Here is a 23471-nt window from a genome sequence, read left to right as displayed (position 1 = left end):
AAAATTTTAATTATACGCATCTATATTAAATAAAGTATCAACTCTAACTGGTGTGTAATTGTTGTCTTTCAAAAATATCAACAACTGTTCCAATATGTGTACGGTCTTAAGGTTGTTATCATGTAGAAGTATAACATCACCAGGTTTTATCTTTCTTAAAATTCTTCTTAGAACAAAATTGGAAGAGCTTAAAACTGCATCATAAGATCTTACATTCCACCCTACTACCACATGTCCGGTCTCAACTAGCGCTTTTTGAGTATTTGGATTTATTACTCCAAAGGGAGGTCTAAATGTTCTAGAATTAATTCCTGCAATTTTGTAGATAATAGCATCACAAGCTTTAATTTCTTTAACGATATCTTTTGAAGACAGGAAACCCATTTTTCTGGTATGAGAGTAAGAATGATTTCCTATAAAATGACCATCCTCTATAAGTAATTGAAAAATTTCCGGATTATTTTCTATATGCTGACCTATGCAAAAGAAGCTAGCTTTAACATCATATTTTTTTAAGATACTTAAGATCTCTTTCGTATTTTCTACAGGGCCATCATCAAAAGTTATGGCAATACTTCTATCTCCTACTATGGGATTAGCGTTATGAGCACGAACAAAAAAATTAAGTCTAACATTGGTAGAAATAACAAGTAAGAAGATCAGATAACCAACCGCAACGCCAATAATCATCCAAAAAGAAATGAGATTTAGAAATGCCAGTACTACCCCAAAAGCTATGAGGAGAATCATAATTATATGTGCTACTTTAAATTTCAACGCTTCCTAATTAAAATAAGACTATGGTCTTCACCCTGATATTGATTATATAAAAGCACATACTTTATTTTACCAGCGGTAACACTATTAACTTTTAAGATCTCTGGAATAGTTTGCAATTCTATGATCTTACATCCTAGCCAAAGGGCATATCCAGAAACCGTATTATATTCACCTACCAAATGCTTATAAGCTAATTGCTGTGTCTTTTTGAGAATACCCGTAGTTAAAGCTTCATAAAAGTGGTCAAAATTTACATCCCCATTCTTACCCAAGATCACAAGATCTATATCTGCTGAGGATATGCGATTTTTACCTAAAAACTCTTCAACTGTATTAGTTATATTTTCTACTTCTAAAGTTGCAATTATAGAAATATCCAATAATTCTACCAAGGAGCTCTTATTCTCAGAAGTTAAATTGAAAAAATGAGCCCCTTCAGAGGTAATCGTTCCACGAGAATCGCTTTTAAATAATTCTAAATTTGAAATTCTCTCTTTCTTAAGTTGATGATCAAACTCCATAAATCCAGTGATGGTTTCAGAAATTTCATCTACACCTCCTACCAGTACATTTTTACTATTCTTACCTTCATCAAATATCATCATGGCATCTAAAAGTGCCCATTCTAATGAAACAGAATTCTGTGAATATGTAACATTGTAAGCTTTACTATTAAGGTGTAGAGCGATCTGTCCCCCAATAGTATTGTGAGTAGAGTGTATGAAGGCTGTTGGAGATAATAATAGTTCTTTTTGTTTAATTACAGATTCTAAAAAACGTTCTGTATCTTGCTTACAGCCCTGTCCAGTGCCGGTAATTATAGCGTCTGGACATGTTACTTCTGCATCTTTAAGAGCCATAATTGCTCCCGAAATACTCATTTTTAAAGCCTTGGAGAGTCGGCGTAAAGATTTTGTAGGAATATATTCTTTATGGTTGAATGGCACTATTTCAAAAATTGGATCTGAGTAAACATTTGGAGCTTCGTTAAATACCGAAGCTTCTGTTTGAGCTGCAATGCTTGAAACTCCACTGATAAAGATTCTATTTTTCATCTTTACTAAAGATTAGAGAAGTACAATTACCTCCAAAACCGAAGGAATTGGATAAAATATTCTTTATTTTCCTGTCTTTAATTTTTGTTACTGGACTTAATTCGGTCTCATAAATTGATTTTTCAAAATTAAGATTAGGAAATATTTGCTGATTTTCTAGCATTAACAAATTAAGAACTGCCTGTACTGCACCAGCTGCTGCCAAGGTATGACCGGTGAATCCCTTTGTAGAAGCAAAATCTGGAATATGATTTTTGAATATTCTTTTCATGGCTGCACTTTCTGAGAGATCATTATTTTTAGTAGCCGTACCATGTGCATGAATAAAATCTATTTCTCCTAAATCTATTTCAGCAAAATTTATAGCGTTTTTCATCGCTAGATAGGCACCATCCCCTTCAGGAGATGAAGCGGTTTGATGATAAGAATCGTTCGTATTAGCATATCCGGTTACTCTACCTAGAACTTTCTTCCCATCTAAGCAGTTATCTGCCTCCAAAATCAAATATGCAGCACCTTCTCCCAGGTTCAATCCATTTCTTTCTTCATCAAAAGGTTTGCATGGAGCATCAGACAAGATCATTAAGGAGTTAAAGCCATTTAAGGTGAACTTTGTTAGACAATCTGTACCTCCAACGATCACTCTTTTAGATCTACCGCTATTAATTAATCGAGCACCTAACATAATTGCGTTAGCAGCTGAAGAACAGGCAGTACTAATAGTGGATACTTGGCCATTTATTTTAAAATACTTGGCAATTTGACAAGTAGTATAACCTGGATGCTGAGCTTTTATAAATTGCGTGTGACCGCCATTCTCAAAATCTGAATAAAACCTCTCTGTAGCATCTATACCTCCCACACTTGTACCAGAAATAAAATCACAGCTGTTTAAATCCTTTAGATTAAATTTAGCATGAGATATTGCTTCCTTAACGGCTATAATTCCCAATAATGAAGCTCTGGTAATTGGTTCAGAAATGGTGATATTAAGAGATCGTTGCAGCTCAAGATTAGTACGCTTTATCTCTCCAACAGGTAAATTTGTATGAGTGGTTTGAAGGATCTCTGAAAATGAAAGTCCGTTATTACCAGAACTAAGTGAACTGTAGGTCTCTTCTAAGTTATTTCCTATAGAAGAAATGATTCCCATTCCGGTAATGGCAATTCCTTTCCTCATAGATTATTTAGTGCGGTTAGCTTCAATAAATTCAGCCATTTTATTTATGGATATAAAGATATCTTTTCCTTGCTGCGGATCTGTAAGTTTAATACCGTAATCCTTTTCTAGTAGTACAATTAATTCTAATGCATCTATAGAATCTAAACCAACTCCATCCCCAAAGAGGGGTTCATTATCTTCAATATCTTCTACAGATAATTCTTCAAGATTTAATTGCTCGATAATACTAACTTTCAACTCTGTACGTAAATCACTCATTTTCAAAATAATATAACTGCTCTAAATTCTTAACGGTAAAAGGAATTTCCCCTACCTCAGAAATTAGGCACAAAAATACATCATATTCAGCATTTTTAAGGTCTATCCATCCACAAACCGCATCTTTAGCTTTTCCAGAATCAAGCAAAACTTGTGTGTAATCTCCAATAAGTTCTGCATCAAAAGTTTCTGATAAAAAGAAAATATTCTCACTTTGCAACTGATGTCTTATACTTATTTCTCCTAAAACAATATTAGGTAAGGTATAGACAAAAACAGACGGTGAAACTATTTGAGATAAAGCATTTTGATGTATTTTATCTGTATCTAAACTTGAAGAATTATTGGAGAACACCAAGGCGGTATTTATATCTTGTTTTTCTATATTAAAAAGTATTTCTGTAGCCAGAATTCCTAATTTAGACATCCTATCCATTTTAAAGAATTTTGGATATGAAAGCTGTAAAAATTGATAGACTTCTTTAAAGAAAAGATCAATTTCAGCAATATCTAACCCAGACCTAAATAGCAATTCCTGATTATTATAAATGGAACGGTTTTTAATTCTTACAACATTATTAATATAAAACTGTTTACCCATCTATTTCCTTTTTAAATACCATCGCTAAATTACATCCTCCAAAACCTGAGGACGTTTTAATAGCATACCTCAAATTTTTAGTTTGATGCTTTTGTATGATATTGATAGGGTTTTCTATTTCTGAAGTTTCAAAATTTAAAGATTCATAAAGTTGATCTTTCAACATCGCATGCTTTAATATAATGCTTTCTAATAAAGATGCTGCACCCAACGTATGACCATAATAAGCCTTGTAACTGTTAATAGGCGTATGTTGAAGTCCTGCTTTAGTAAAGGCAATGGCTTCCATGCTATCGTTAAAAGAGGTTCCGGTTCCGTGTGCAGACAAATAATCTATTTGAGAAGATGAAACTTCAGCCTCATTCAAAGCTGTTGAAAGGCTTTTATAAAGTCCTTCTCCTGTTCTAGATGGTCCAGAAATATGATTGGCATCATTGGCTGAAGCATCTGCTATTAAACTTACAGCTTCATTTATATTTTTCTCTTTAGAAACAAGAACCGCTGCTGCAGCCTCTCCTAAACTTATTCCTGTTCTATTTGCCGAAAATGGTTTGCACGGCTCATTGCTAATCGCTTGAAAAGAATTAAAACCGGAAACAACAAATTCTGAAACAAGATCTCCACCAACAACAATGGCTTTTTTAAATTTACCAGAGTTTATAAATCTTCTCGCCACAGCCAAGGCAAGTCCGCCGGAAATACAAGCATTAGAGATAACGATTGGTTTTTTAGAGAAATGGAAAAATTGTTGAATGACATTTGCTAATTCAGAAAGCAGCACCCGTTTTTCAGGGAATTTAGAATCAACCATTAAAACGTCTATATTCCCTTTGGTAGTTGAAACTATCAGCTGTATTTCTTTTAAATTGATCTGTGTATTCTGATCTAAAACTGCTTGTACCGCCAAGATCATCATTTTTTCTAACTTGGTATATTCCTCAGAATTTCCAATTTTAGAAAATGACTTAGTCAAGATATCATCATCTATAATCCCCGCATAAAAGCTATTATGCTCGAACCTTGAGTTTGGATGTAATTTTAATCCTGATTGCTTTGCTAAAATAGATTGAATATTATCAGCAGTGGTAAAGCCTAAGGGTGAGATAATTGCATCTTCATGCAGGTAGATCTTCTTCATTTATTCAAATTCCATGTTCTTCTTCCAATCTAAGAAAAATGGAGGATTGGTCAATATTAATTCTCTGTTTTCTCCTAAAAATACTTGAACTGTCTCCCCTATACAAATAACCTTATTTTCTAAAATTAGCTTATAATTAAAATGCATTTTTGCGGCATGACAAGGCTGAAAAGTAGTTTCAATGGTAAAAACATCGCCATATTGCAAAGGCAATTTATGTTCGCATATAGATTTTACAATAGGCGTTGCAAAGCCATTACTCTTTGCATCTAAATAAGATAAACCGTGCTTTCTGCAAAACGCCTCCCTGCCCTCTTCAAAATATTTCAAATAGTTTCCATGCCACACAATCTGTAAAGGATCGCATTCGTAGAACTGAACTCTTCTTTCTAATCGAGATGTGAGTAACTGCTTTTGCATCTTAATCTACGGTAACTGTTTTCATTTCAGAAGTTGCAATAACTTTTCCTTCTTCATTCTTAGTAATAGCAGATACCGAAGTTACATTCATGATCTCATGAAGTATTTCTACATACGTAGTAAGATGCGTGCCGGCCTTAGGTAGCTCTAAGATCTCAACAGTTTTAATAGCACCAATAAACCCTGTTCTTGGCTTATCTAAACCTTCTAAAAATCCTTGATACCCTCTATGTAAAGACATGCTTTGCGCCATGTGCTCTATAAGTCCAGGTTCAGAAAATACTCCATCTTCTACAAGAATATTATCTTCTAAAATATCAAAGCCGGAAGTGCCGGTAAGTTTAGTGTAATCGTACAACGCATCTACCATTACAAATGGAGGTTTCTGCGGAATTAATTGCAAAATTCTATCTAGAGATTTTATAGGCTCTTTCAGTAAATTTTCTGCCATGAATATAGGTTTTATTTGAAATCCTTCCAATAATCATAATAATTATACCATTGATGAGGATATTGCTTCACCATGGTTTCAAGGTTTCCAAGATACGCTTTTAATAATTCTTTTGTGCTGTGCTCTTTAGCAATATAGGGTCTTGCATAGAAATGATAATGAAAATTTTGCTCTCTCATAATATGCACAAACAAGACCGGAATTTTATTTCTGATGGCTAATTTAAATGGTCCTTGTGGAAATTGAACTTCTTTTCCTAAAAATTCCTCCGAATATGTTTTTGCATTTGGTAAATATCTATCGGCTGCAAAAACGAGCAATTCATTATTTTTCAGCGCTTCATTCATTTTAAAAATATGAGAAAGATCATCTTGCAGAACAATGCTTTTTATCATGGATTTTCCGGTAACAGATTCCAGATAATTTTTAATCTCACGATGTTCCAGATCTGTCATCACCAAATTCACCACCGCTGGATTGTTCTTCTCATCAAAAAAATGTTTTGCCAGATTAAAATTTCCAATATGAGCCGTAAGTAAAATTCCTCCTCTATTTTCTGAAAGCATTTCTTTGATATAATGAATACCGTCAAACTCAAAAGTGAATTTCTTCTTTAAACCTACCGCAATTGCTATTCTATCTAACTGAATTCTCCCAAATGTAAAATAACTTCTATACACCTGAAATGCTGAATTTAATACTGAATAACCTAGTCTTTTTCTGAAAAGATAATAGGTACTTTTTGTTGAAGTGTAAGAAAATATGATAAAATAAGCCGCAACAAAGAGAAGTACAAAATAAGCCACCAATAAGCCAAAGGTCTTAATGATAAGAACATAAATCTTAAAACCAAGAACGGTTCCTCTGGATTGGCCTTTCCATTCTGACATTTTTATGAATATAAACCTCCATTAATATTAATAACTTCCCCGGTAATATAAGATGCCTTTTTAGAAGCTAGAAAAGCCACGAGTTCTGCAACTTCTTCTGCCTCTCCAAATCTATTTAAAGGGATTTGTTTCTTTAGTTCTTTTTCATCAAAATCTGCAGTAAGATCAGACTTTATGAAACCCGGAGCTACAGCATTTACGGTCACATTCCTTTTACCTATTTCTTGTGCCAATGCTTTCGTTGCAGCAATTACGGCTCCCTTAGCTGCAGAATAATTTACTTGCCCTGCATTTCCCTTAACTCCCGAAAGAGAAACTATATTGATTATTCTACCAAATCTAGAGGTAAGCATGTCCTTTAATAAAGGTTGAGTAACATTATAAAAGCCTTGTAGACTCGTGTTTATTACAGAATTCCAGTCATCTGGTTTCATCCACATAAATAATCCATCTCTGGTAATTCCTGCATTATTTACTATTACTTCCACTTTAGCTTCAGAATGCTCTTCCATCCATTCTTTTAAAATTTGAGAAGTTTGTTCTGTATTAGCTACATCAAACTTTAATAAAGTACACGAAACATTTTCAGCTTCTATCAATACCTGAGTTTCTTTCGCTGCAACATCATTAGCCGCATAATTAAGCAGAATATTATAATGTAATTCTGAAGCCAGTTTAATAGCGATTGCTTTTCCAATTCCTCTGGAACCTCCTGTTATTAATGCATACTTATTGTTCATTTTAAAAGTTCCTTAAATTAGTAAGCATCATTATTTTGAAGGTAGACCTTCACTTGCTCTAAAGTTTCTGAAAGCGATAGATCTTCTCTTATTTCAGGAATTATATTTTCAAATACCTTAACTTTTTCCAAGGTTTTACTGGATAGCTTATCATTAAAATCTAAATATTTCAATGCCTGCATTATAGTTACAAGTTCTACAGAGATCACCTGAAAGGAATTTTCTATCACCGTTTTAGTAATATTAGCAGCATTAGTTCCCATGCTTACTACATCTTGATTATCGTTATTGTTTGGAATACTGTGCACATACATAGAATTAGATAGCATTTGGTTTTCTGCCGTAGTAGAAACTGCACTAAATTGAGCACCCTGCATCCCAAAATTTAACCCAAGGACTCCAAGATTTACAAATGGAGGAAGAATATTATTCAACTTATTGTTTAAAAGATAATTTAGCTGACGTTCTGCTAAAATACTCAGTTTAGTAACTACCAATTTTAACTTGTCCATTTCAAGCGATACATAATCACCATGAAAATTCCCGCCATGATATACCTGTTTACTTTTAACGTCTATAATTGGATTATCATTAGCCGAATTTACTTCTTCCAGTAAGATCTTTTTTACATTTTCAATAGTATCATAAACAGGACCTAAAACCTGTGGCACACATCGTAAACTATAATATTCTTGCACTTTTTCTTTAAAATATTCTTTTTCAGAATGATTGCCACTATACAAATGCTCGTTCCTATCTCTGGTAAGTTGACTATCAGATAAATGACTTCTCATTTTTCTAGCTATTTTCTGTTGCCCTACATGTAACTTTGCATTATTCAATTCTTCCGACAAATGATCATCATAAGCTTGCACGATCTCATTGATCGCTGAAGAACAGAAGATCGACCAATCTAATAATCTTTTTGCGTAGATCACATTAACAATTCCAATACCTGTCATTGCAGAAGTTCCGTTCATTAATCCAAGTCCTTCTCTCAACTCAATTTTTATTGGATCTATATTTTCTGACTTAAAAACTTCCTTTGTTTTTCTTCGTTCACCCTCAAAAAAAACTTCTCCTTCTCCAATTAACACCAATGCAAGATGTGCTAATTGAACCAGATCACCAGAAGCACCTACTCCTCCATGTTCATAGATAACAGGCGTTATATTTTTATTGATCAAACTGGTCATAGTTTCAATTACCGATGGATGCACACCAGATTTACCCAAGGCCAACGTATTTAATCTGGCAAGCATTAATGCTTTTACATACATAGGCTCCATTGGTTTGCCCATTCCCGAGGCATGACTTCTTATCAAGTTGAATTGAAGTTTTACACGATCTTTCTCTTTGATCTTATATTGAGCCATAGGCCCAAAGCCAGTATTTACTCCATAAATAACTTTGTTTTCTGAAAACTCCTTTAAGAATTCAAAACTTTCTAAAACCCTTTTAAGTAGGCTATTATCTAATTCTATCTTTTCATCATGCAAGAGCACTTGAAAAAAGTCATCGAAATTTAGGGCTTCTTTTATATGTAACATATACTCAAAATCGGGGTTACCATGGATGTTCGAGTTGTTAAAACTCTTAACAAATGTACTATATTTACAGCGTTAATAAAATGTAATGAAAAGGGAAATTACAGATATCCTTATAATTGGCGCAGGCCCATCTGGAATGGTATCTGCCTCTTATCTTCATAACCAAGGATTTAAAATTAAAGTAGTGGAAAAATCTAAATTTCCACGATTTAGCATCGGCGAGAGTTTGATTCCTCGATGTATGGATAATTTTGAAGAAGCCGGATTGCTGGAAGCGCTTAAAAAAATTGGATTTCAGAAGAAATTTGGTGCTCGATTTATTAAAGACAATTTAGTAGGGGAATTTGATTTCTCAAAGAAACACGGTAAAGGATGGGATTGGACCTGGCAAGTACCAAGAGCCGATTTTGATAATGTTCTGGCTCAAGAAGTAATCAATGAGGGGGTTGATATTTTATTTGAATCCGAAGTTATTAATGTAGAATTTAAAGAAGAGTTCTCTGTTACTACCATCAAAGATCAGAATGATGCAATTTCCGAAATTCAGGCCAGATTTATAATAGATTCTAGTGGATTTGGACGAGTGCTGGCAAAACAGTTAAATCTTGAAGCGCCACCTCAAATAGCCTCTCACTCTTCTATTTTTACTCATATAAATGAAAAAGATCGACCACAAGGAAAAGAAGGAGAATTAATAACCTTTGAGGTTCTAGAGACTAAGATTTGGTTTTGGTATTTTCCTTTTTCCAATGGAAATTCTAGCTTAGGGTTTGTTGGTCCAAACGAGTGGTTTGAGAAATTTGAAGGTAACAATGAGGAAAGATTCCGTAAAATGCTTAAAGAATTAAAATTCTACTCAGGACGATTTAAAGAGCATGCATTTCTCTTTGATCCTATTCAAGTAGAAAATATATCAAAAAATGTCACCCAACTTCATGGACCAGGATATGTATTAACCGGAAATAGTGCAGAATTTTTAGATCCTGTTTTCTCTTCAGGAGTTTCATTTGCTACAGAATCTGGTTTATTGGCTTCTAAATTGGCAACAAAAGAACTATCGGGAGAACAGGTAAATTGGGATGACGAGTACTCATCTTATATTAAGAAAGGAGTAGATGTATTTTCGAGTTATGTAAAAGAATGGTATACAGGAAATTTGCAAAAGATCATTTTTCATCCATCTCCTCGAACAGATATTAAAGAGCAAATTTGTGCTGTTCTTGCAGGTTATGTTTGGGATGAAACTAATCCCTTTGTAAAAAAACATTCCAGGATCATTAAAAATATTGTCCATCTCATAGAAATGGAAGAAAAAGACTTAAAAAAAAATTAAAGTTAAAATTCTGATGTCAAAGGCTTTATAAAAAAGGTTTAGAATTTACTTCAAAAATGTTTAAAAAGGTTTGCATGGTATGAAGGTAAAAGCTACATTTGCAACCGCAAAATAATTGCAATCGTTCTTATTTTAATGGAGAGTTGCCAGAGTGGTTAATGGAGCAGTTTGCTAAACTGTCGACGAGCAATTGTCGCATGAGTTCGAATCTCATACTCTCCGCAAAACGTTTAATTCTAACCGAATTATTCGGGGTGTAGCGTAGCCCGGTTATCGCGCCTGCTTTGGGAGCAGGAGGCCGCAGGTTCGAATCCTGCCACCCCGACTTTAACAAGTTATATTTTAACATAATTAAAGGGTAATTATATGGTTTTCATATAGTTGCCCTTTCTTTTTTGCTCAAATTTTAACAAACAGTGTTAAATTTTATGTGAGTTCACCGTGAGTTCACTGGGAATTTGTGAGTTTATCGTGAGTTATTTTTTTGTATTTTTAGCTTACCGATACTCCATAATTGCGTATTGGTAGTTTGACTTTCGCCTTAATTAATTGTTTCATTAAAATAACATAACGATGCGTACCAGTCAAACCTTTTCCATTTCTTTTTTTATTCGCAAAAAGAAAAAGCAACCAGCCTTAGCCCTCCTCTATGCCCGAATCACCGTTAACGGTAAATCATTAGAAATAAGTTTAAAACGAACTATTCCGGTAGACAAGTGGAACCAATCAGCCAGTAAACTTACCGGTAACACTTCTGAAAGTCGGCAGATCAATAAAAAGATTGATGAAACCAAAGCGCAATTATATAAAACCTATGATAGCCTTTTAAAAGAAGGACTGCTGGTAACCACACAAACAGTCAAAGCTAGATACCTGGGTAGTGACCAGCAACATTATACGCTTACCTATTTGATTAACTATCACAAAGAAAAGATGGATAAGGTGTTAAAATATGGTACCATGAAAAATTATACGACTACGGAAAATTACCTAAAAGATTATTTAAAAGCCCAGCATCATACTTCAGATGTTTATCTAAAGCAAATTGATTACCAGTTTACCCTGGGATTTGAAAGTTATTTACGTGTTTTGCCGGGCCTTCAAAATAATGGAGTAATGAAGCATATGGAGCGGTTCAAAAAACTAATGCGCCTGGCCGAACATTTAGATTGGATTGAAAAGAACCCCACCAAAAGGTTCAAGCTACGCTTTGATCAGGTGGATATGGTTTATTTAAACAAGACCGAGCTGGAAAAGATCAAAAACGAAGAGTTTGAAAAACCGGTATTAACTATTAACCGGGATATTTTTGTTTTTGCCTGTTATACCGGGCTGGCTTATGCTGATGCCAAAGCCTTAAATAAAAACAATTTGCAAATTGGAGTGGATGGCAATAAATGGATTTATACCCGAAGGAGTAAAACGAATACTGCTGTGAGAGTTCCATTACTCGCAGAGGCGGAACGAATTCTAAAAAGATATAAAACTCATCCTAAAATAGACGGAACGGAAAAATTGCTACCGGTTTATTCCAACCAGAAAACCAACCAGTATTTAAAAGAAATAGCTAAAGAGGTGAAAATAAAAAAACAACTGAGTTTTCATACCGCCAGGCATACTTTTGCCACAACGATAACTTTAGCTAATGGCGTTCCCATAGAAACAGTTTCCAAGCTTTTAGGCCATACCAAATTATCCACTACACAGATCTATGCACGAGTAATTGATTCTAAAATTTCTAATGATATTGATAATTTAAGAGAAAAGTTGAACGATGAAAAAACAGAAATGGTAACAGACCGTACCTTTTATTTATAAACCTTTATTAATAGAGACTTTGTAATAGTCTTGTTTCAAGGTCACCAATTCGGATTCAAGTTTTTTGTTCAAATTTTGTTTTCAAATACTGAAGAAAGTAGAAACTACTTCTAAAATAGCTTATATCTTTATTTGTCGCAGAATTTCTTCGAAACTGGGTGGATCATTTCAGGTCTAGGAATTTTGATCAACCTATTAATAAAAATTAACCTATTTGATATCCTTAAAATCCTTTGTTTTTTCCATTTTAGCTTCTATTTACCGGAAGCCGTTGAGAGCAAAGTATTTGGTCATAAATTTATCACCAATCCAAATTTATCTTTTAAAAAACTTTTGTCCGTTATACTGAGAAACTTTGGGGGCTTTGATTCAGCTGTTATTGTTTTGGTTGCCGATCATATTTTTTTATTTGCCAATGGATTTTGAGATCGAACTGAAGCGAAGAAGATATTGCTCAGCCAGTATTTCTACAGAATTAATTTCTTAATTTGTATTTATTATGAAATTACTGATTGTAGAAGATGAACCGTACCTGTTAAAAAGCCTTGAGGATTTCGCGGCCAAAGAAGGCTATTTATATGATTCGGCAGGCAACTTTCAAACAGCCCAAGAACGTGTTTATTTATACGATTATGACTGTCTAATTCTAGACATTAATTTACCGGATGGCAGTGGGTTCGAAATTCTTGAAATTCTTAAAAAAGAAGATAAGACTGATGGTGTTATTATTCTTTCTGCAAGAGATTCCCTAGATGATAAGTTAACTGGCCTCGAATTAGGAGCTGATGATTACCTGATAAAACCATTTTATTTTTCAGAACTTAATGCCCGGATAAAAGCCGTCATTCGTAGGAAACAGTTTAAAACCAATAAGCCTATCCGCTTTGCCAATATGGTAATAGATCTAGGCCAATACCTAGTGAGAATAGATAACTTTTCTACGCCAATCTCATTTACTAAAAAAGAATATGCTATACTCATCCACCTCATTAACAATAATAAACGTATTATTTCTAAAATGGCGCTCGCAGAGTACGTATGGGGTGATTATGTAGATGAGGCCCAGAGTTTTGATTTTTTGTTTTCTCAGATTAAGAACCTCAAACGAAAGCTGAAAGATGCCGGGGCACAAGTAGAAATAAATAACATCTATGGGGTAGGTTATCAAATTCAGGCTTTATGAAGCTGCTTACCTACACATCCCGCCTTCAAATGCTGTATTTCCTCGTCTTGTTCGGGATTTTTTCGATATTGTTTTATTTGGTACTTAGCTGGAATGTACTTCAAAATGTAGATGAAGTGTTGAACAACCGCAAAGTCAACTTGCTAGCTTATCTAGAAGAAAATCCTGAAGCTCCTTTTAAAGAGGATAACCCACTAGACGATTTTACCTTTTTTCCTGTTGAAAAGAAGGTGTTTCAGGAAAGCTATGAAAGCTACACTGACACTCTTATTTATGAGCCTGTTGATGATGAGTTTGATGAGTACCGAAAGCTTACAGCTTATGTGAAATTACACAATAATAACTACCGGCTGGAAATTATAAAGCCACATCTGGAAGCGGGAGAAATGATAGGTACCATTGCCATTACACTCGGCAGCCTATTTATGGGCTTGGCGCTTTCTTTTTACTTAACCCAACGTATTATCTCCAAAAAAATATGGAAATCGTTTTTTGAAATGCTCGAAAGGCTCCGGCTCTTGCGCTTTGATAAAGAGAAAATGCCCGAATTACCATCTACAAATATTGATGAGTTCCGGATGCTGAATGAAGCTGTGAATGAGCTGGTCCGAAAAAATACTGAAGTCTTTCAAAGCCAAAAGCAATTTATTGAAAACGCTTCACATGAAATGCAAACGCCCTTGTCCATTATCCAGTCAAGGCTGGAAGCACTCATTGGGCAGGCTGAACTTTCAAAGAAGCAGGCGGAAATTATTGAAGGCATTATCGGTTCAACACAACGCTTAAAAAAACTGAGTAAAACTCTGTTGCTCTTATCTAAAATCGAAAACCGGCAGTTTATCCTTTCGGAACAGGTTGATATTCAAACAATTTTATGCCGATCCATGGAATTTTATGAAGAACATAAAGCCGCCTTGAATATATCGGTGAAAGCCGAAACACGAGATAGTTTGAAAGTGCAGGGAAATATTATGCTTACGGAGATACTGATACAGAACCTACTTAAAAACGCCTTTCTGCATAATATTGAGAATGGAATGGTAAGCGTTCAAATAATGGAAAACAAGCTCATTATTGCCAATACCGGGCAAAAGCAAGAAATAGGAAAAGTATTTGAGAAGGATAAATTGTTCAACCGTTTTTACAAACAATCCAGGAATCCCAATACTTGGGGGTTGGGATTAGCCATTGCTCTAAAGGTAGCTGAAACGAGTGGATGGGGACTTCATTATTATAAAGAAGAAGGATTGCACATTTTTGAAGTGAATTTCGGGTAACCAATCAGCTTCCCAAATTTCTACAGATTCCATTCATATACTTGCATTTAATAAAATCATGAAACTATAATGAACAGAGCCGGGAACCAAATCATTCTTATTTTGCTTTTATCCTTTTTAACCCCTAAAATTGTTTTTTCACAGGTAGAAAATAAAGAAACAAATTATCCTAAGATAAAAAACTATTTTAGTATTATGCATCCTATTGCCACTATAACAAAAGACGGGAATCACTTTAATTTTGATGGCAGTTATACAGTAGGCTTTCCAGTTGGTATAAATTTTCTTCAGAGCGACAAAATAGCTTACAGTATCGAGTTTGCACCTATGATTTCTTTTAATGATCGTGCGAGTAGGGTAACCGGATTACTTTTTCACCCAGGTGTTATCTACCGAAACATTGGAGGTTTTAATTTTTTAACCAGGCTTGCATTCAATACCAACGGCCGTTATGGTTAGACCTATAATTAAAAAGGAAAAAGTAACTTATTTCCTCGCTACGCCCATTCCGTTTAGATTCGGCAATGATTTACCTTTTTCAGTAACTTTTGGTTTTCAAGTTGGAATAGCATTTTAATCATATAAAAGAAAAAATTATGGACAGAAAAGATTTTTTAAGGAACTCAGCAATTTTAGGTGGAGCAACCATACTCCCTACTAACAATGTATTTTCGCAGAATGTGACTGAAAATGGAATAGATAAGTTGGTCGACAAAAACGGTAACTTTATCCAGAAATCACTTCCTTACAACAAAACATTTTTGGAACCACATATGGACGAAGAAACCCTTCACTTACACTATGAGTTTCATCATGGTGGAGCAGTTAAAGGTGCAAACAAAGATTTGATTAAAATAAAAGAACACCTAAAATCAGGAGATTTAGACCAGGTTGATTTGTGGACACGCAAACTGGCGTATCATTTTTCAAGCCACGTGCTACATACCATTTTCTGGACAAACCTTTCCAATAAAAAAACACAGCCCAAAGCAGAACTATTGAAACAGATAGAAAAAGATTTCGGCTCATTTGAAAAGCTCCAGGTATATATAGCAAAAGTATCTAAAGGCGTAGAAGGAAGCGGCTGGGGTATTTTGGGTTATCAACCCTTTTCCCGATCGCTAACCATCTTGCAATGTGAGAATCATCAGAAACTGACCCAGTGGGGCGTGATTCCGTTATTGGTTATTGATGTGTGGGAACATGCATATTATTTGAAACACAAAAATAAAAGAGGGGATTTTGTCGATACGATTTTAAATATCATTAATTGGGATAATGTAGCAGAACGATATAATAAGGCCATAAAAATTGTTTAATGGAGCAATTACCCTTTAAAGAAGCCATAAAAGTATGGATTAGAGTAGCCATTTATAGCTTTGGTGGACCTGCCGGGCAGATTGCGGTGATGCATAAAATTCTGGTCGAAGAAAAAAAATGGATAAGTGAGGACCGCTTTTTACATGCGCTCAATTACTGTATGCTGCTGCCTGGGCCGGAAGCCCAGCAGCTGGCCACGTATATTGGGTGGTTGCTGCATAGGACGAAAGGGGGGGTAACTGCAGGTATTTTATTTGTAATACCTGGATTTGTTTCAATACTAATTCTCAGTATTCTTTACGCTGCTTACAGAGATGTTGGTATTGTCGAAGCTATATTCTTCGGTATTAAACCTGCCGTCTTAGCCATAGTTGTTGGAGCCGTCATTAAAATAGGTAAAAAGGCCATCAAAAATGAGCTCATGTTTGTTTTGGCGGCTTTGGCCTTTATAGCTATATTTTTCTTTGAGGTAGATTTTCCTTATATAATAATAGCAGCGGGATTGACAGGTTTTATTGGCGGAAAACTTTGGGAAGAAAAATTCCATGTCATTAAAGGGCATAGATTAGCTGAAGAACATAAAGACAAGGACAATAATGAAAATACATTGATTGACAGCAAAATACAACCTGTAAAGCCGTCTTTAAAAAAAACATTCAAGACTATTTTTATTTTCCTAACGCTATGGTCTTTACCACTATTGATCCTTGGACTGGTGATTGGGGTCGAAAACATTTTCTTCTCGGAAGGCTTATTTTTCAGTAAAACGGCCGTTCTAACTTTCGGAGGGGCTTATGCTGTATTAGCCTATATCGCTCAAAAAGCGGTTGAAGATTATGGCTGGTTACAATCCGGTGAAATGTTGGATGGACTGGGTATGGCCGAAACTACGCCGGGTCCGCTGATACAGGTGGTACAGTTCGTAGGCTTCATGGGGGCCTATAGATTAAGCGGCTCTCTCGATCCTCTAACAGCTGGAATTTTAGCTTCCCTGATGGTTACCTGGGTTACCTTTGTACCTTGCTTTCTATTCATTTTTACAGGCGCTCCTTATATAGAATACCTACGGGGCAATAAAAGTTTAACCACTGCACTATCAGGAATTACAGCTGCCGTAGTAGGGGTTGTACTTAATCTGGGTGTCTGGTTTGCAATCCACACCCTTTTCTCTGAGGTTAACGAAAAATATCTGTACGGAGCAAGGTGGTTGATTCCCGAATGGAGCACAGTTAATATTGGATCATTAATTATTGCTCTAATAGCCTCTTTTGTATATTTCATTTTGAAATGGGATATGTTGAAAACTATCCTGATCAGTGTTTTATCAGGTATCATCTATTTCTTCATATTTAAGGAATTAGGTTGATTATGTGCTGTAACCCTATTGTCGATAACAGCATGATAACAAAGGATATGGCACTTACGGTATGTTTAAAAGGTGTAACCGGCAATCACGACAAGGGCGGCGGTTTATGGATAAAACAATTATTATGTAGTACGGGCAAATCCACTCGAGGATAACGTGGTGTGTACAAAGTAGAAGATGGCTAACGCAGAGATTTGCCCCTTGTAGGAAAAGGAAAAACCTATGGCTTAGATGTTGCCGCTCTAGGTGATAACTGGAAGAGCCTGGAATTAATATTAAAAGTGATGATTTACCATTTATTTGAACAATAAGGAGTATTTAAAGTTAAAGATACCACCCTCACTAAAGCTGGTAAGGTGGGTTTATGGACCAAAGAAGATGCTGTAACTTACTTTGATGATTTCAGTATAAAAACATTAGATTGATTAGAAGAATTTAAATAATAAAACAAACATATTATGAAAAGTAAATACGTATTGATTTCAACAGTTTTTTTATTGCTTTCGTGCAATGGCCATGACGGTAAAAAAGAGAATGCTGACAGTTCTCGCCCATCTTCTGAAAAACAAAAGGAGATAGAACAACAGGAAGATATGGAACGGCATCCCCTGAATATTACAGCTATCCGGGAGGTTATTGGCATTAAGGGCACGGAAAACAATGGGGAATATAAAGTAGTAGTTCCCCAAAATGATCTAGAGATAATGGTTGATGGTTTTAAAATCATCCCCCCGATGGGACTAGGCAGCTGGGCAGCATTTTCTGCGATTAAAGAGGGAGCAATGGTCATGGGCGATATAGTGGTGACTGAAGATGATTTGTGGCCGGTACAACAGGAAGTAATAAGACAGGGATTGACTATTACCGCCATCCATAATCATTTTGTGAGGAATAATCCCAATGTCATGTACATGCATATTGGAGGTATGGGTGAAGAAGGAGTACTTGCAGAAAAAGTAAAAGCTTTATTCGATAAGGTTGTGGAAGTGCGTGGTGGGAATCCTGCAGCTTCCGAACCTAGTGAAGTCGAGAATACGCTGGATACTGATAGAATAGATAATATTATAGGACATTCAGGTAATCTTAACAATGGAGTTTATAAGATTACAATAGGGAGGCCAGATGTTGATCTTAGGGAGCACGGAGCTCCTGTTAGTACTTTTATGGGATTTAATACCTGGGCCAGCTGGCAGGGGACTCCAGAAAAAGCTGCTGTTGCAGGAGATTTCACCATGCTTGCCGATGAAATTGCCCCTGTTATAAAAGCCCTTGTAGAAAACGGTATTGAAGTAGTGGCAGTACATAATCACATGGTGTATGAAGAACCAAGAATATTCTTTTTACATTATTGGGGTGTGGGCCCAGCCGAGAAACTCGCCCACGGTCTGAAAACGGCTCTTAACCAGACCGGGGTGGTGAGCAAAAATGAATAATTAAATTCATTTTTAATTTAGCGAGGTATTTTAAATGAATGAGAGAGGAGACACGGGATTAATTTCCGTTACCTCTTTCCACGTAAAAATACCTACGGTTCTCGTATACTGTAATTTTTCTATTTATTCTGAATTTCCTCTAACCATTGCCAAGAGGTGGATGTCCTGTCTGGAACTTGCCGAAATAAAACTTTATGTGAGCTTTTTAATAATCCCTTGAATAAAATAGACCTATGAGTAACCCAGGCGAAATTTTCGTTATCTTTAAAAGAAAAGGATAATTATATGTCTATATACGATTACCCTTTAAAATGTTGAAATTTTCTTTAACGAAAAGGATGTTGAACTCCTATTAAATTAAAAGGTCTTAAAACCTGATTTTCCATCTGATGCCGTTCCGGAGATAACTAACAAGGGCTTTTATCAAATAAGTATCAGCCCGAAGCTTTGAATAGCGTATAATTCGTTCCTATCAGTTCGGTCACAGTTTATTATTATGGGGAAGTATTCCCCGATAGAAAGTTAACAATTACAGAAACTCACTAACATATATATAATTCCTAAATAAGTGTGTTCGTAAAACTAAGGGGGAATAGCAAGAGGGTAACACGCGAAGCGATGTTACAGATCATTAATACATTGAAATTCAATAAATTACGAATTTAAATCCTATCATTTTTCACGTATTTTGCGACAAATGCACTCGCAACCCCCGTAAATAGGTGGTTTTTTGCGACAAATTTCACGGAAAACTGAAATTCAAACCCACTTACCACTTTTACCTCCACTTCGCAAAAGCTCCATTTCAGCAAAAGAGGTTTATTACAATTTGTCTTAGACACGAGCCAAAAAGCTTAAAATATTAAAAGAATACGATCGAAAAAGCTTTTTGACTCAAGTCCGCTAGGCGGTAACTAAAATTCACCGATCAGGTTTTCAGAATTATTTAAAAATCCTTCCTACATCACCTTACCTTTCGATGCAAAAATCAAGCTTAAAAATTAACCGGAGCGCATAAACCGCTTTGCTATTTATAGCTCCTCTATAATTTTAAAACTGAATGAAGTAGCATCAAAAGGTAATGCGATGGCGCTGGAAGAAGTAAATAAAATTGAGAATAAACCATTTCATCCTGATCTCACTATTTTTTCTTTTCGCCGGCAAAAGGAAAATGCTCCAGATGAAAAAAGTAAATTGGTTTTTGTTCTAAACTTTCCGGATTGACCAGATTCGATGCAAAATCTTTGATTTTTTTGGAGTCGGATCTTTTACTTCCTCAATAAATTAGACAGGATTCATAATCTAATTATTTGTATATTTGATTAGGTCAGAATATCAAACTGCACCAATACGTTCTATTTAAATTGTGAGTTAATCGTGAGTTCAAAAAACTAGAACTGCGTGAAACCATACAAATACTGGGGTTTTCAGCGTTTTAAAAGCGTTCTGCCACCCCGACTTTTAATGTTTCATTTGACATTAAATAATGCCTAAACAAATGATTTTCAATGCTTTAATAAAATTGAAGGTCATTTGTTTTCATTTAAAACCATCCTTAAAGTGACCTAATCGGTCACCTATTCGGTTACCTTTTTTTTCTTAACTTTCTGTGTCCTATCAGACTTTTTAAAGTGATTTGATTTTCGTTTATCTCAATTTATTAACTTTTAAAAGAGACGGCAATGGAAACAAAAATCACATTCAGTATTTTATTCTGGCTCAATGTTACAAAATCTAAAAATGGTGTTGCGCCTATTTATGCAAGGGTAACAGTAAATGGACGTAGAGCGGAGATCAGTTTAAAACGGAGTTGCCCGGTTGATTCCTGGGATCACGATGCGCATAGAATTAAAGGCCGAAAGGCAGAAAAAATAACTATTAACGCATATTTGGATAGAACGTATTCCAGATTACTGGATTGCCAGGAAACCCTTCAGAAAGAAAACAAGCTTGTCACCGCCAAAGCTATTAAGTCACGTTTTTTAGGTCTGGATGATACCAGTAAAACACTGCTTGATATTCTTGATTACCACAATGAGTACATGAAAGATGTTCTAAAACCGGGTACTTTAAAAAACTATACGACCACAGAACGCTATCTGAAAGATTACCTAAAGAAGGAAGTTAGAACTTCCAATGCTTATCTTAAGAACCTGTCCTATTCTTTTGTGATTGATTTCGAAAAATATCTCAGACGGAAAAAAGATAAAAATGGAAAGCTTCAACTAACCAATAATGGTATTATGAAGCATATGGAGCGGTTCAAGAAACTATTGAACCTAGCTATAAAATTAGAATGGATGATAAAAAATCCTTTCCGGGACTATAAGATGAAATTCAAAAAATTTGACCGAGCTTTTTTAAGCACATTAGAGCTCCAAAAATTGGAAGAAACTATATTTACCAGTATCACCTTGGAAAAGACGAAGAACATCTTCCTATTTGCCTGTTATACAGGTTTATCTTATGTTGATGTAAAGAAACTTTCTAGAAATCATTTAGTGAAAGGAATTGACGGGAGAGACTGGATACATTGTATTCGGGAAAAGAGTCAGACTTCCATGAAAATCCCTTTATTGGAAAAGGCTAAGACAATACTGGATAAATATCCTAACAATCAAGAATCTGAATTCTTATTACCTATATATTCAAATCAGAAAACCAATAAGTACCTTAAAGATATTGCCAGCCAGTGTGGTATTCATAAAAAACTGAGCTTCCATGTAGCTCGGCATACTTTTGCGACCACCATTACACTCTCTAATGGTGTTCCAATTGAAACGGTCTCTAAATTATTAGGGCATACAAAATTATCCACAACTCAAATTTATGCCCGTGTTGTTGAACAAAAAATCGGAGAGGACATGGATAAACTTCAACTTAAATTAGGAGGAACATCCTAATTTAAGTTGAAGTTTATCCCAACTTTTTAATAGATTACTTTAATGTTTGTTTCAAATTCTCCCATTCTCAATTTGACAATTTTTAGAGTTTTTCTGCTTGGAATATAATCTCTAAGTTTTATTTTTGAATCTTCCAATATTTGATTTGATAATATTTCTTTTCCATTCATATTGTAAATAGAGAAACTGAATTTAGAATTATCATCGTAATGATATAATAAATTTTTAATTACAGAGACTTCCTCCTTTGTTAGATTTCTATTAGAAAACTTGTAATTTAACCATTCTAACAGACTGATTTTATTAACTTGGATTTCATTTGCAGCTACTAAATATATTATTTCTAATGGTAAATTTTCATCAGAATTAGATAAGGAATATTGAGATGAGGTTGTCTTAAAGGAAGAATTAGAGCCAATCGTTCCATAATATCGGTTTATTTCATTACTCCAATTTGAAGGATTTCCACAACCCTCCGCCCTATTTCGAGCCTTAATATTTAAAATTAAAGGGCTGTATGTATTTTTTACTGCAGTTATTAATCCAGTGTCTATATTAAAATTATAATTATCTTGGGCATTTTGGTATTCTACATCAAAACTCCATTCCAAATCATTACAATTATATGCGCATTTTCCTTGATAAAATGTTTGTACTTGTCCACAACAATATAAATCGTCCGGATTATCTTGATGAAGAGTAATATATGGAGAAGAAGGAGTTTGAGAAGTAGTATTTCTAACTAAGAGAGATTTTTTTGCAAGTACAATTGTCTCTCCGTTCACAGAAGCCTCAACTGAAATATAATAATCACCAGGTCTATTTGCTCCATACGCTCCAAGCACTAATTCATCAGTACCTTGCCCACTTATATAAGATAAAAATCCTGGGTAATTCCAGGTTAAATTAGTCGCTCCACTAGGAATATTAATTAATTCAAAGGTTTCCTGATTATAAGTGCAAAATAAATCAGTACCTAAAATCTCACTTCTGTAAGCTTTTTTAACAGCCTCTTCAGCATTGATACGACCATATCCCATTTCATTATTCCAAGTTCCATTAGGTTTGCCTGAAATGAATGAATAGTTGTATCCTCCTACTTTTTCGGCAGTTTCTTCCATTAATGTCTTAACCTCAAGAGGAGATAGATCTGGATTAATCGATAAAATTAAGGCTGCTACTCCAGCAGCATTTGGACACGCGGAAGAAGTTCCATTGAAATCAGTTTCATAATCCCCTACAACGTAACCAGCTCCTCCAGAAATATCAGTAGTGAAAATTTCAACTCCTGGTGCAACTATATCTAATTGGCTCCCAAAATTACTACCCCAATTTTCTCCATCACAAGATGCTGGAGATTTTCTTTCATCACATTGTGAAGTAGCACCCACTGCTATAACATCGTTCAAGGTTGCTGGAAAACTAACGCCGCTGTTATCATTTCCTGCGGCAAATAAAACTACAGCACCGTTATTTATCACTGTATTTATAGCGTTTGCAATTGTTGCAGAATAGCTTCCACCACCCCAAGAATTACTTAAGATATCAGCATCATTTTGTTCAGCCCATAGAATTCCGTTAGCTATTTGCGTATCGTTGCTTATCCATGCTCTTCTAGGATCGCCACGGGGAAAACCATTGGAAAATGCAATTCTTACCGGAATGATTCTACTGTCATAGGCTATTCCAGCAATTCCTTCCACATTATTTGCGATTGCTGCTACAATTCCAGCGCAAGCTGTACCATGAGCATCATCATTGCCTTCGTTAGG

The 23471-nt window shown here is 35.1% G+C and carries 21 protein-coding genes, 2 tRNA genes and 1 pseudogene; 12 read left to right on the top strand and 12 right to left on the bottom strand.

Translation table 11 applies throughout. The annotated features are described in order from the left end of the window. Nucleotides 1-6: 6 nt before the first annotated feature. The 11 genes from P163_RS14280 to hutH are packed head-to-tail and all read right to left on the bottom strand — an operon-like array spanning nt 7 to nt 9066. Nucleotides 7-777, bottom strand: a complete 771-nt coding sequence (locus P163_RS14280) for a polysaccharide deacetylase family protein (protein ID WP_051931255.1) — start codon at nt 775-777, stop codon at nt 7-9. Then, complete coding sequence (locus tag P163_RS14275) at nt 774-1835, bottom strand: beta-ketoacyl synthase chain length factor (protein WP_034892664.1); 1062 nt, start codon at nt 1833-1835, stop codon at nt 774-776. Before P163_RS14275 ends, P163_RS14280 begins: the two co-directional genes overlap by 4 nt. Beyond that, nucleotides 1825-3015, bottom strand: a complete 1191-nt coding sequence (locus tag P163_RS14270) for a beta-ketoacyl-[acyl-carrier-protein] synthase family protein (RefSeq protein ID WP_034892661.1) — start codon at nt 3013-3015, stop codon at nt 1825-1827. The genes P163_RS14275 and P163_RS14270 overlap by 11 nt, the downstream gene beginning before the upstream one ends. Nucleotides 3016-3018: 3 nt before the next feature. After that, entirely contained in the window at nt 3019-3276 is a 258-nt protein-coding gene (locus tag P163_RS14265; protein WP_034892658.1) for a phosphopantetheine-binding protein, read from the bottom strand. After that, nucleotides 3269-3877, bottom strand: coding sequence for a hypothetical protein (locus P163_RS14260; protein WP_034892655.1), 609 nt, complete (start codon nt 3875-3877; stop codon nt 3269-3271). The genes P163_RS14265 and P163_RS14260 overlap by 8 nt, the downstream gene beginning before the upstream one ends. Further along, on the bottom strand, nt 3870-5015 hold the full coding sequence (locus P163_RS14255) for a beta-ketoacyl synthase N-terminal-like domain-containing protein (RefSeq protein WP_034892652.1): 1146 nt from the start codon (nt 5013-5015) through the stop codon (nt 3870-3872). The genes P163_RS14260 and P163_RS14255 overlap by 8 nt, the downstream gene beginning before the upstream one ends. Next, entirely contained in the window at nt 5016-5435 is a 420-nt protein-coding gene (locus P163_RS14250; RefSeq protein WP_034892649.1) for an acyl-CoA thioesterase, read from the bottom strand. Nucleotide 5436: 1 nt separating this feature from the next. Next, the gene (locus P163_RS14245) at nt 5437-5886 is read right to left on the bottom strand and encodes a hypothetical protein (RefSeq protein ID WP_034892647.1); all 450 of its coding nucleotides are present in this window, start codon (nt 5884-5886) and stop codon (nt 5437-5439) included. An 11-nt stretch (nt 5887-5897) separates the two neighbouring features. Next, on the bottom strand, nt 5898-6776 hold the full coding sequence (locus tag P163_RS14240; protein ID WP_034892643.1) for a lipid A biosynthesis acyltransferase: 879 nt from the start codon (nt 6774-6776) through the stop codon (nt 5898-5900). A gap of 2 nt (nt 6777-6778) precedes the next feature. Beyond that, a complete protein-coding gene (gene fabG, locus P163_RS14235; protein WP_034892640.1) occupies nt 6779-7516 on the bottom strand; it encodes a 3-oxoacyl-ACP reductase FabG in 738 nt (245 codons plus the stop codon). A 17-nt stretch (nt 7517-7533) separates the two neighbouring features. Continuing rightward, nucleotides 7534-9066 (bottom strand): histidine ammonia-lyase, encoded by a 1533-nt coding sequence (gene hutH / locus P163_RS14230; RefSeq protein ID WP_034892637.1) that lies wholly within the window; start codon nt 9064-9066, stop codon nt 7534-7536. An 85-nt stretch (nt 9067-9151) separates the two neighbouring features. Between hutH and P163_RS14225 the strand changes: the two genes are divergently transcribed. From P163_RS14225 to P163_RS14170, 12 genes are all read left to right on the top strand, one after another. Further along, on the top strand, nt 9152-10399 hold the full coding sequence (locus P163_RS14225; protein WP_034892634.1) for an NAD(P)/FAD-dependent oxidoreductase: 1248 nt from the start codon (nt 9152-9154) through the stop codon (nt 10397-10399). A 137-nt stretch (nt 10400-10536) separates the two neighbouring features. Next, nucleotides 10537-10621, top strand: a tRNA-Ser gene (locus P163_RS14220). Nucleotides 10622-10649: 28 nt separating this feature from the next. Next, nucleotides 10650-10724, top strand: a tRNA-Pro gene (locus P163_RS14215). 248 nt (nt 10725-10972) lie between these two features. Then, on the top strand, nt 10973-12217 hold the full coding sequence (locus P163_RS14210) for a site-specific integrase (protein ID WP_008615538.1): 1245 nt from the start codon (nt 10973-10975) through the stop codon (nt 12215-12217). A 499-nt stretch (nt 12218-12716) separates the two neighbouring features. Then, nucleotides 12717-13400 (top strand): response regulator transcription factor, encoded by a 684-nt coding sequence (locus P163_RS14200; RefSeq protein ID WP_008615540.1) that lies wholly within the window; start codon nt 12717-12719, stop codon nt 13398-13400. After that, on the top strand, nt 13397-14677 hold the full coding sequence (locus tag P163_RS14195) for a sensor histidine kinase (RefSeq protein ID WP_008615542.1): 1281 nt from the start codon (nt 13397-13399) through the stop codon (nt 14675-14677). The genes P163_RS14200 and P163_RS14195 overlap by 4 nt, the downstream gene beginning before the upstream one ends. Nucleotides 14678-14746: 69 nt before the next feature. Beyond that, nucleotides 14747-15136 (top strand): hypothetical protein, encoded by a 390-nt coding sequence (locus P163_RS14190; RefSeq protein ID WP_008615543.1) that lies wholly within the window; start codon nt 14747-14749, stop codon nt 15134-15136. Nucleotides 15137-15273: 137 nt separating this feature from the next. Then, nucleotides 15274-15996, top strand: coding sequence for a superoxide dismutase (locus P163_RS14185; RefSeq protein ID WP_008615545.1), 723 nt, complete (start codon nt 15274-15276; stop codon nt 15994-15996). Continuing rightward, nucleotides 15996-17363 carry a chromate efflux transporter gene (chrA, locus tag P163_RS14180; RefSeq protein WP_008615548.1) on the top strand — a complete coding sequence of 456 codons (1368 nt, stop codon included), beginning with the start codon at nt 15996-15998 and terminating at the stop codon, nt 17361-17363. The genes P163_RS14185 and chrA overlap by 1 nt, the downstream gene beginning before the upstream one ends. 458 nt (nt 17364-17821) lie before the next feature. Then, the gene (locus P163_RS14175; protein WP_008615549.1) at nt 17822-18796 is read left to right on the top strand and encodes a DUF1259 domain-containing protein; all 975 of its coding nucleotides are present in this window, start codon (nt 17822-17824) and stop codon (nt 18794-18796) included. Nucleotides 18797-19882: 1086 nt separating this feature from the next. After that, nucleotides 19883-20020: a hypothetical protein gene (locus tag P163_RS18495; protein ID WP_008615551.1), complete on the top strand. Its 138-nt coding sequence runs from the start codon at nt 19883-19885 to the stop codon at nt 20018-20020. A 458-nt stretch (nt 20021-20478) separates the two neighbouring features. Then, nucleotides 20479-21699 carry a site-specific integrase gene (locus tag P163_RS14170; RefSeq protein ID WP_034892625.1) on the top strand — a complete coding sequence of 407 codons (1221 nt, stop codon included), beginning with the start codon at nt 20479-20481 and terminating at the stop codon, nt 21697-21699. A 26-nt stretch (nt 21700-21725) separates the two neighbouring features. On the opposite strand, the pseudogene P163_RS17945 reads toward P163_RS14170, so the two are convergent. Continuing rightward, nucleotides 21726-23462, bottom strand: a pseudogene (locus P163_RS17945) (S8 family serine peptidase); the annotation flags it as partial. Between the last annotated feature and the right edge of the window lie 9 nt (nt 23463-23471).

This window comes from Gillisia sp. Hel_I_29, assembly GCF_000744275.1.
In the GTDB taxonomy this organism is placed as follows: Bacteria; Bacteroidota; Bacteroidia; order Flavobacteriales; family Flavobacteriaceae; genus Gillisia.
This window is presented reverse-complemented; position numbering and strand designations above follow the sequence as displayed.

Bases quoted from the DNA above. Each gene is read 5' to 3' on its own strand.
- chrA (WP_008615548.1), top strand. From the start codon at position 15,996: ATGGAGCAATTACCCTTTAAAGAAGCCATAAAAGTATGGATTAGAGTA.
- P163_RS14225 (WP_034892634.1), top strand. From the start codon at position 9,152: ATGAAAAGGGAAATTACAGATATCCTTATAATTGGCGCAGGCCCATCT.
- P163_RS14245 (WP_034892647.1), bottom strand. From the start codon at position 5,886: ATGGCAGAAAATTTACTGAAAGAGCCTATAAAATCTCTAGATAGAATT.
- P163_RS14175 (WP_008615549.1), top strand. From the start codon at position 17,822: ATGAAAAGTAAATACGTATTGATTTCAACAGTTTTTTTATTGCTTTCG.
- P163_RS14190 (WP_008615543.1), top strand. From the start codon at position 14,747: ATGAACAGAGCCGGGAACCAAATCATTCTTATTTTGCTTTTATCCTTT.
- P163_RS14255 (WP_034892652.1), bottom strand. From the start codon at position 5,015: ATGAAGAAGATCTACCTGCATGAAGATGCAATTATCTCACCCTTAGGC.
- P163_RS14200 (WP_008615540.1), top strand. From the start codon at position 12,717: ATGAAATTACTGATTGTAGAAGATGAACCGTACCTGTTAAAAAGCCTT.
- P163_RS14265 (WP_034892658.1), bottom strand. From the start codon at position 3,276: ATGAGTGATTTACGTACAGAGTTGAAAGTTAGTATTATCGAGCAATTA.
- P163_RS14195 (WP_008615542.1), top strand. From the start codon at position 13,397: ATGAAGCTGCTTACCTACACATCCCGCCTTCAAATGCTGTATTTCCTC.
- P163_RS14185 (WP_008615545.1), top strand. From the start codon at position 15,274: ATGGACAGAAAAGATTTTTTAAGGAACTCAGCAATTTTAGGTGGAGCA.
- P163_RS14170 (WP_034892625.1), top strand. From the start codon at position 20,479: ATGGAAACAAAAATCACATTCAGTATTTTATTCTGGCTCAATGTTACA.
- P163_RS18495 (WP_008615551.1), top strand. From the start codon at position 19,883: ATGGCGCTGGAAGAAGTAAATAAAATTGAGAATAAACCATTTCATCCT.
- P163_RS14210 (WP_008615538.1), top strand. From the start codon at position 10,973: ATGCGTACCAGTCAAACCTTTTCCATTTCTTTTTTTATTCGCAAAAAG.
- P163_RS14270 (WP_034892661.1), bottom strand. From the start codon at position 3,015: ATGAGGAAAGGAATTGCCATTACCGGAATGGGAATCATTTCTTCTATA.
- hutH (WP_034892637.1), bottom strand. From the start codon at position 9,066: ATGTTACATATAAAAGAAGCCCTAAATTTCGATGACTTTTTTCAAGTG.
- P163_RS14260 (WP_034892655.1), bottom strand. From the start codon at position 3,877: ATGGGTAAACAGTTTTATATTAATAATGTTGTAAGAATTAAAAACCGT.
- P163_RS14250 (WP_034892649.1), bottom strand. From the start codon at position 5,435: ATGCAAAAGCAGTTACTCACATCTCGATTAGAAAGAAGAGTTCAGTTC.
- fabG (WP_034892640.1), bottom strand. From the start codon at position 7,516: ATGAACAATAAGTATGCATTAATAACAGGAGGTTCCAGAGGAATTGGA.
- P163_RS14240 (WP_034892643.1), bottom strand. From the start codon at position 6,776: ATGTCAGAATGGAAAGGCCAATCCAGAGGAACCGTTCTTGGTTTTAAG.
- P163_RS14275 (WP_034892664.1), bottom strand. From the start codon at position 1,835: ATGAAAAATAGAATCTTTATCAGTGGAGTTTCAAGCATTGCAGCTCAA.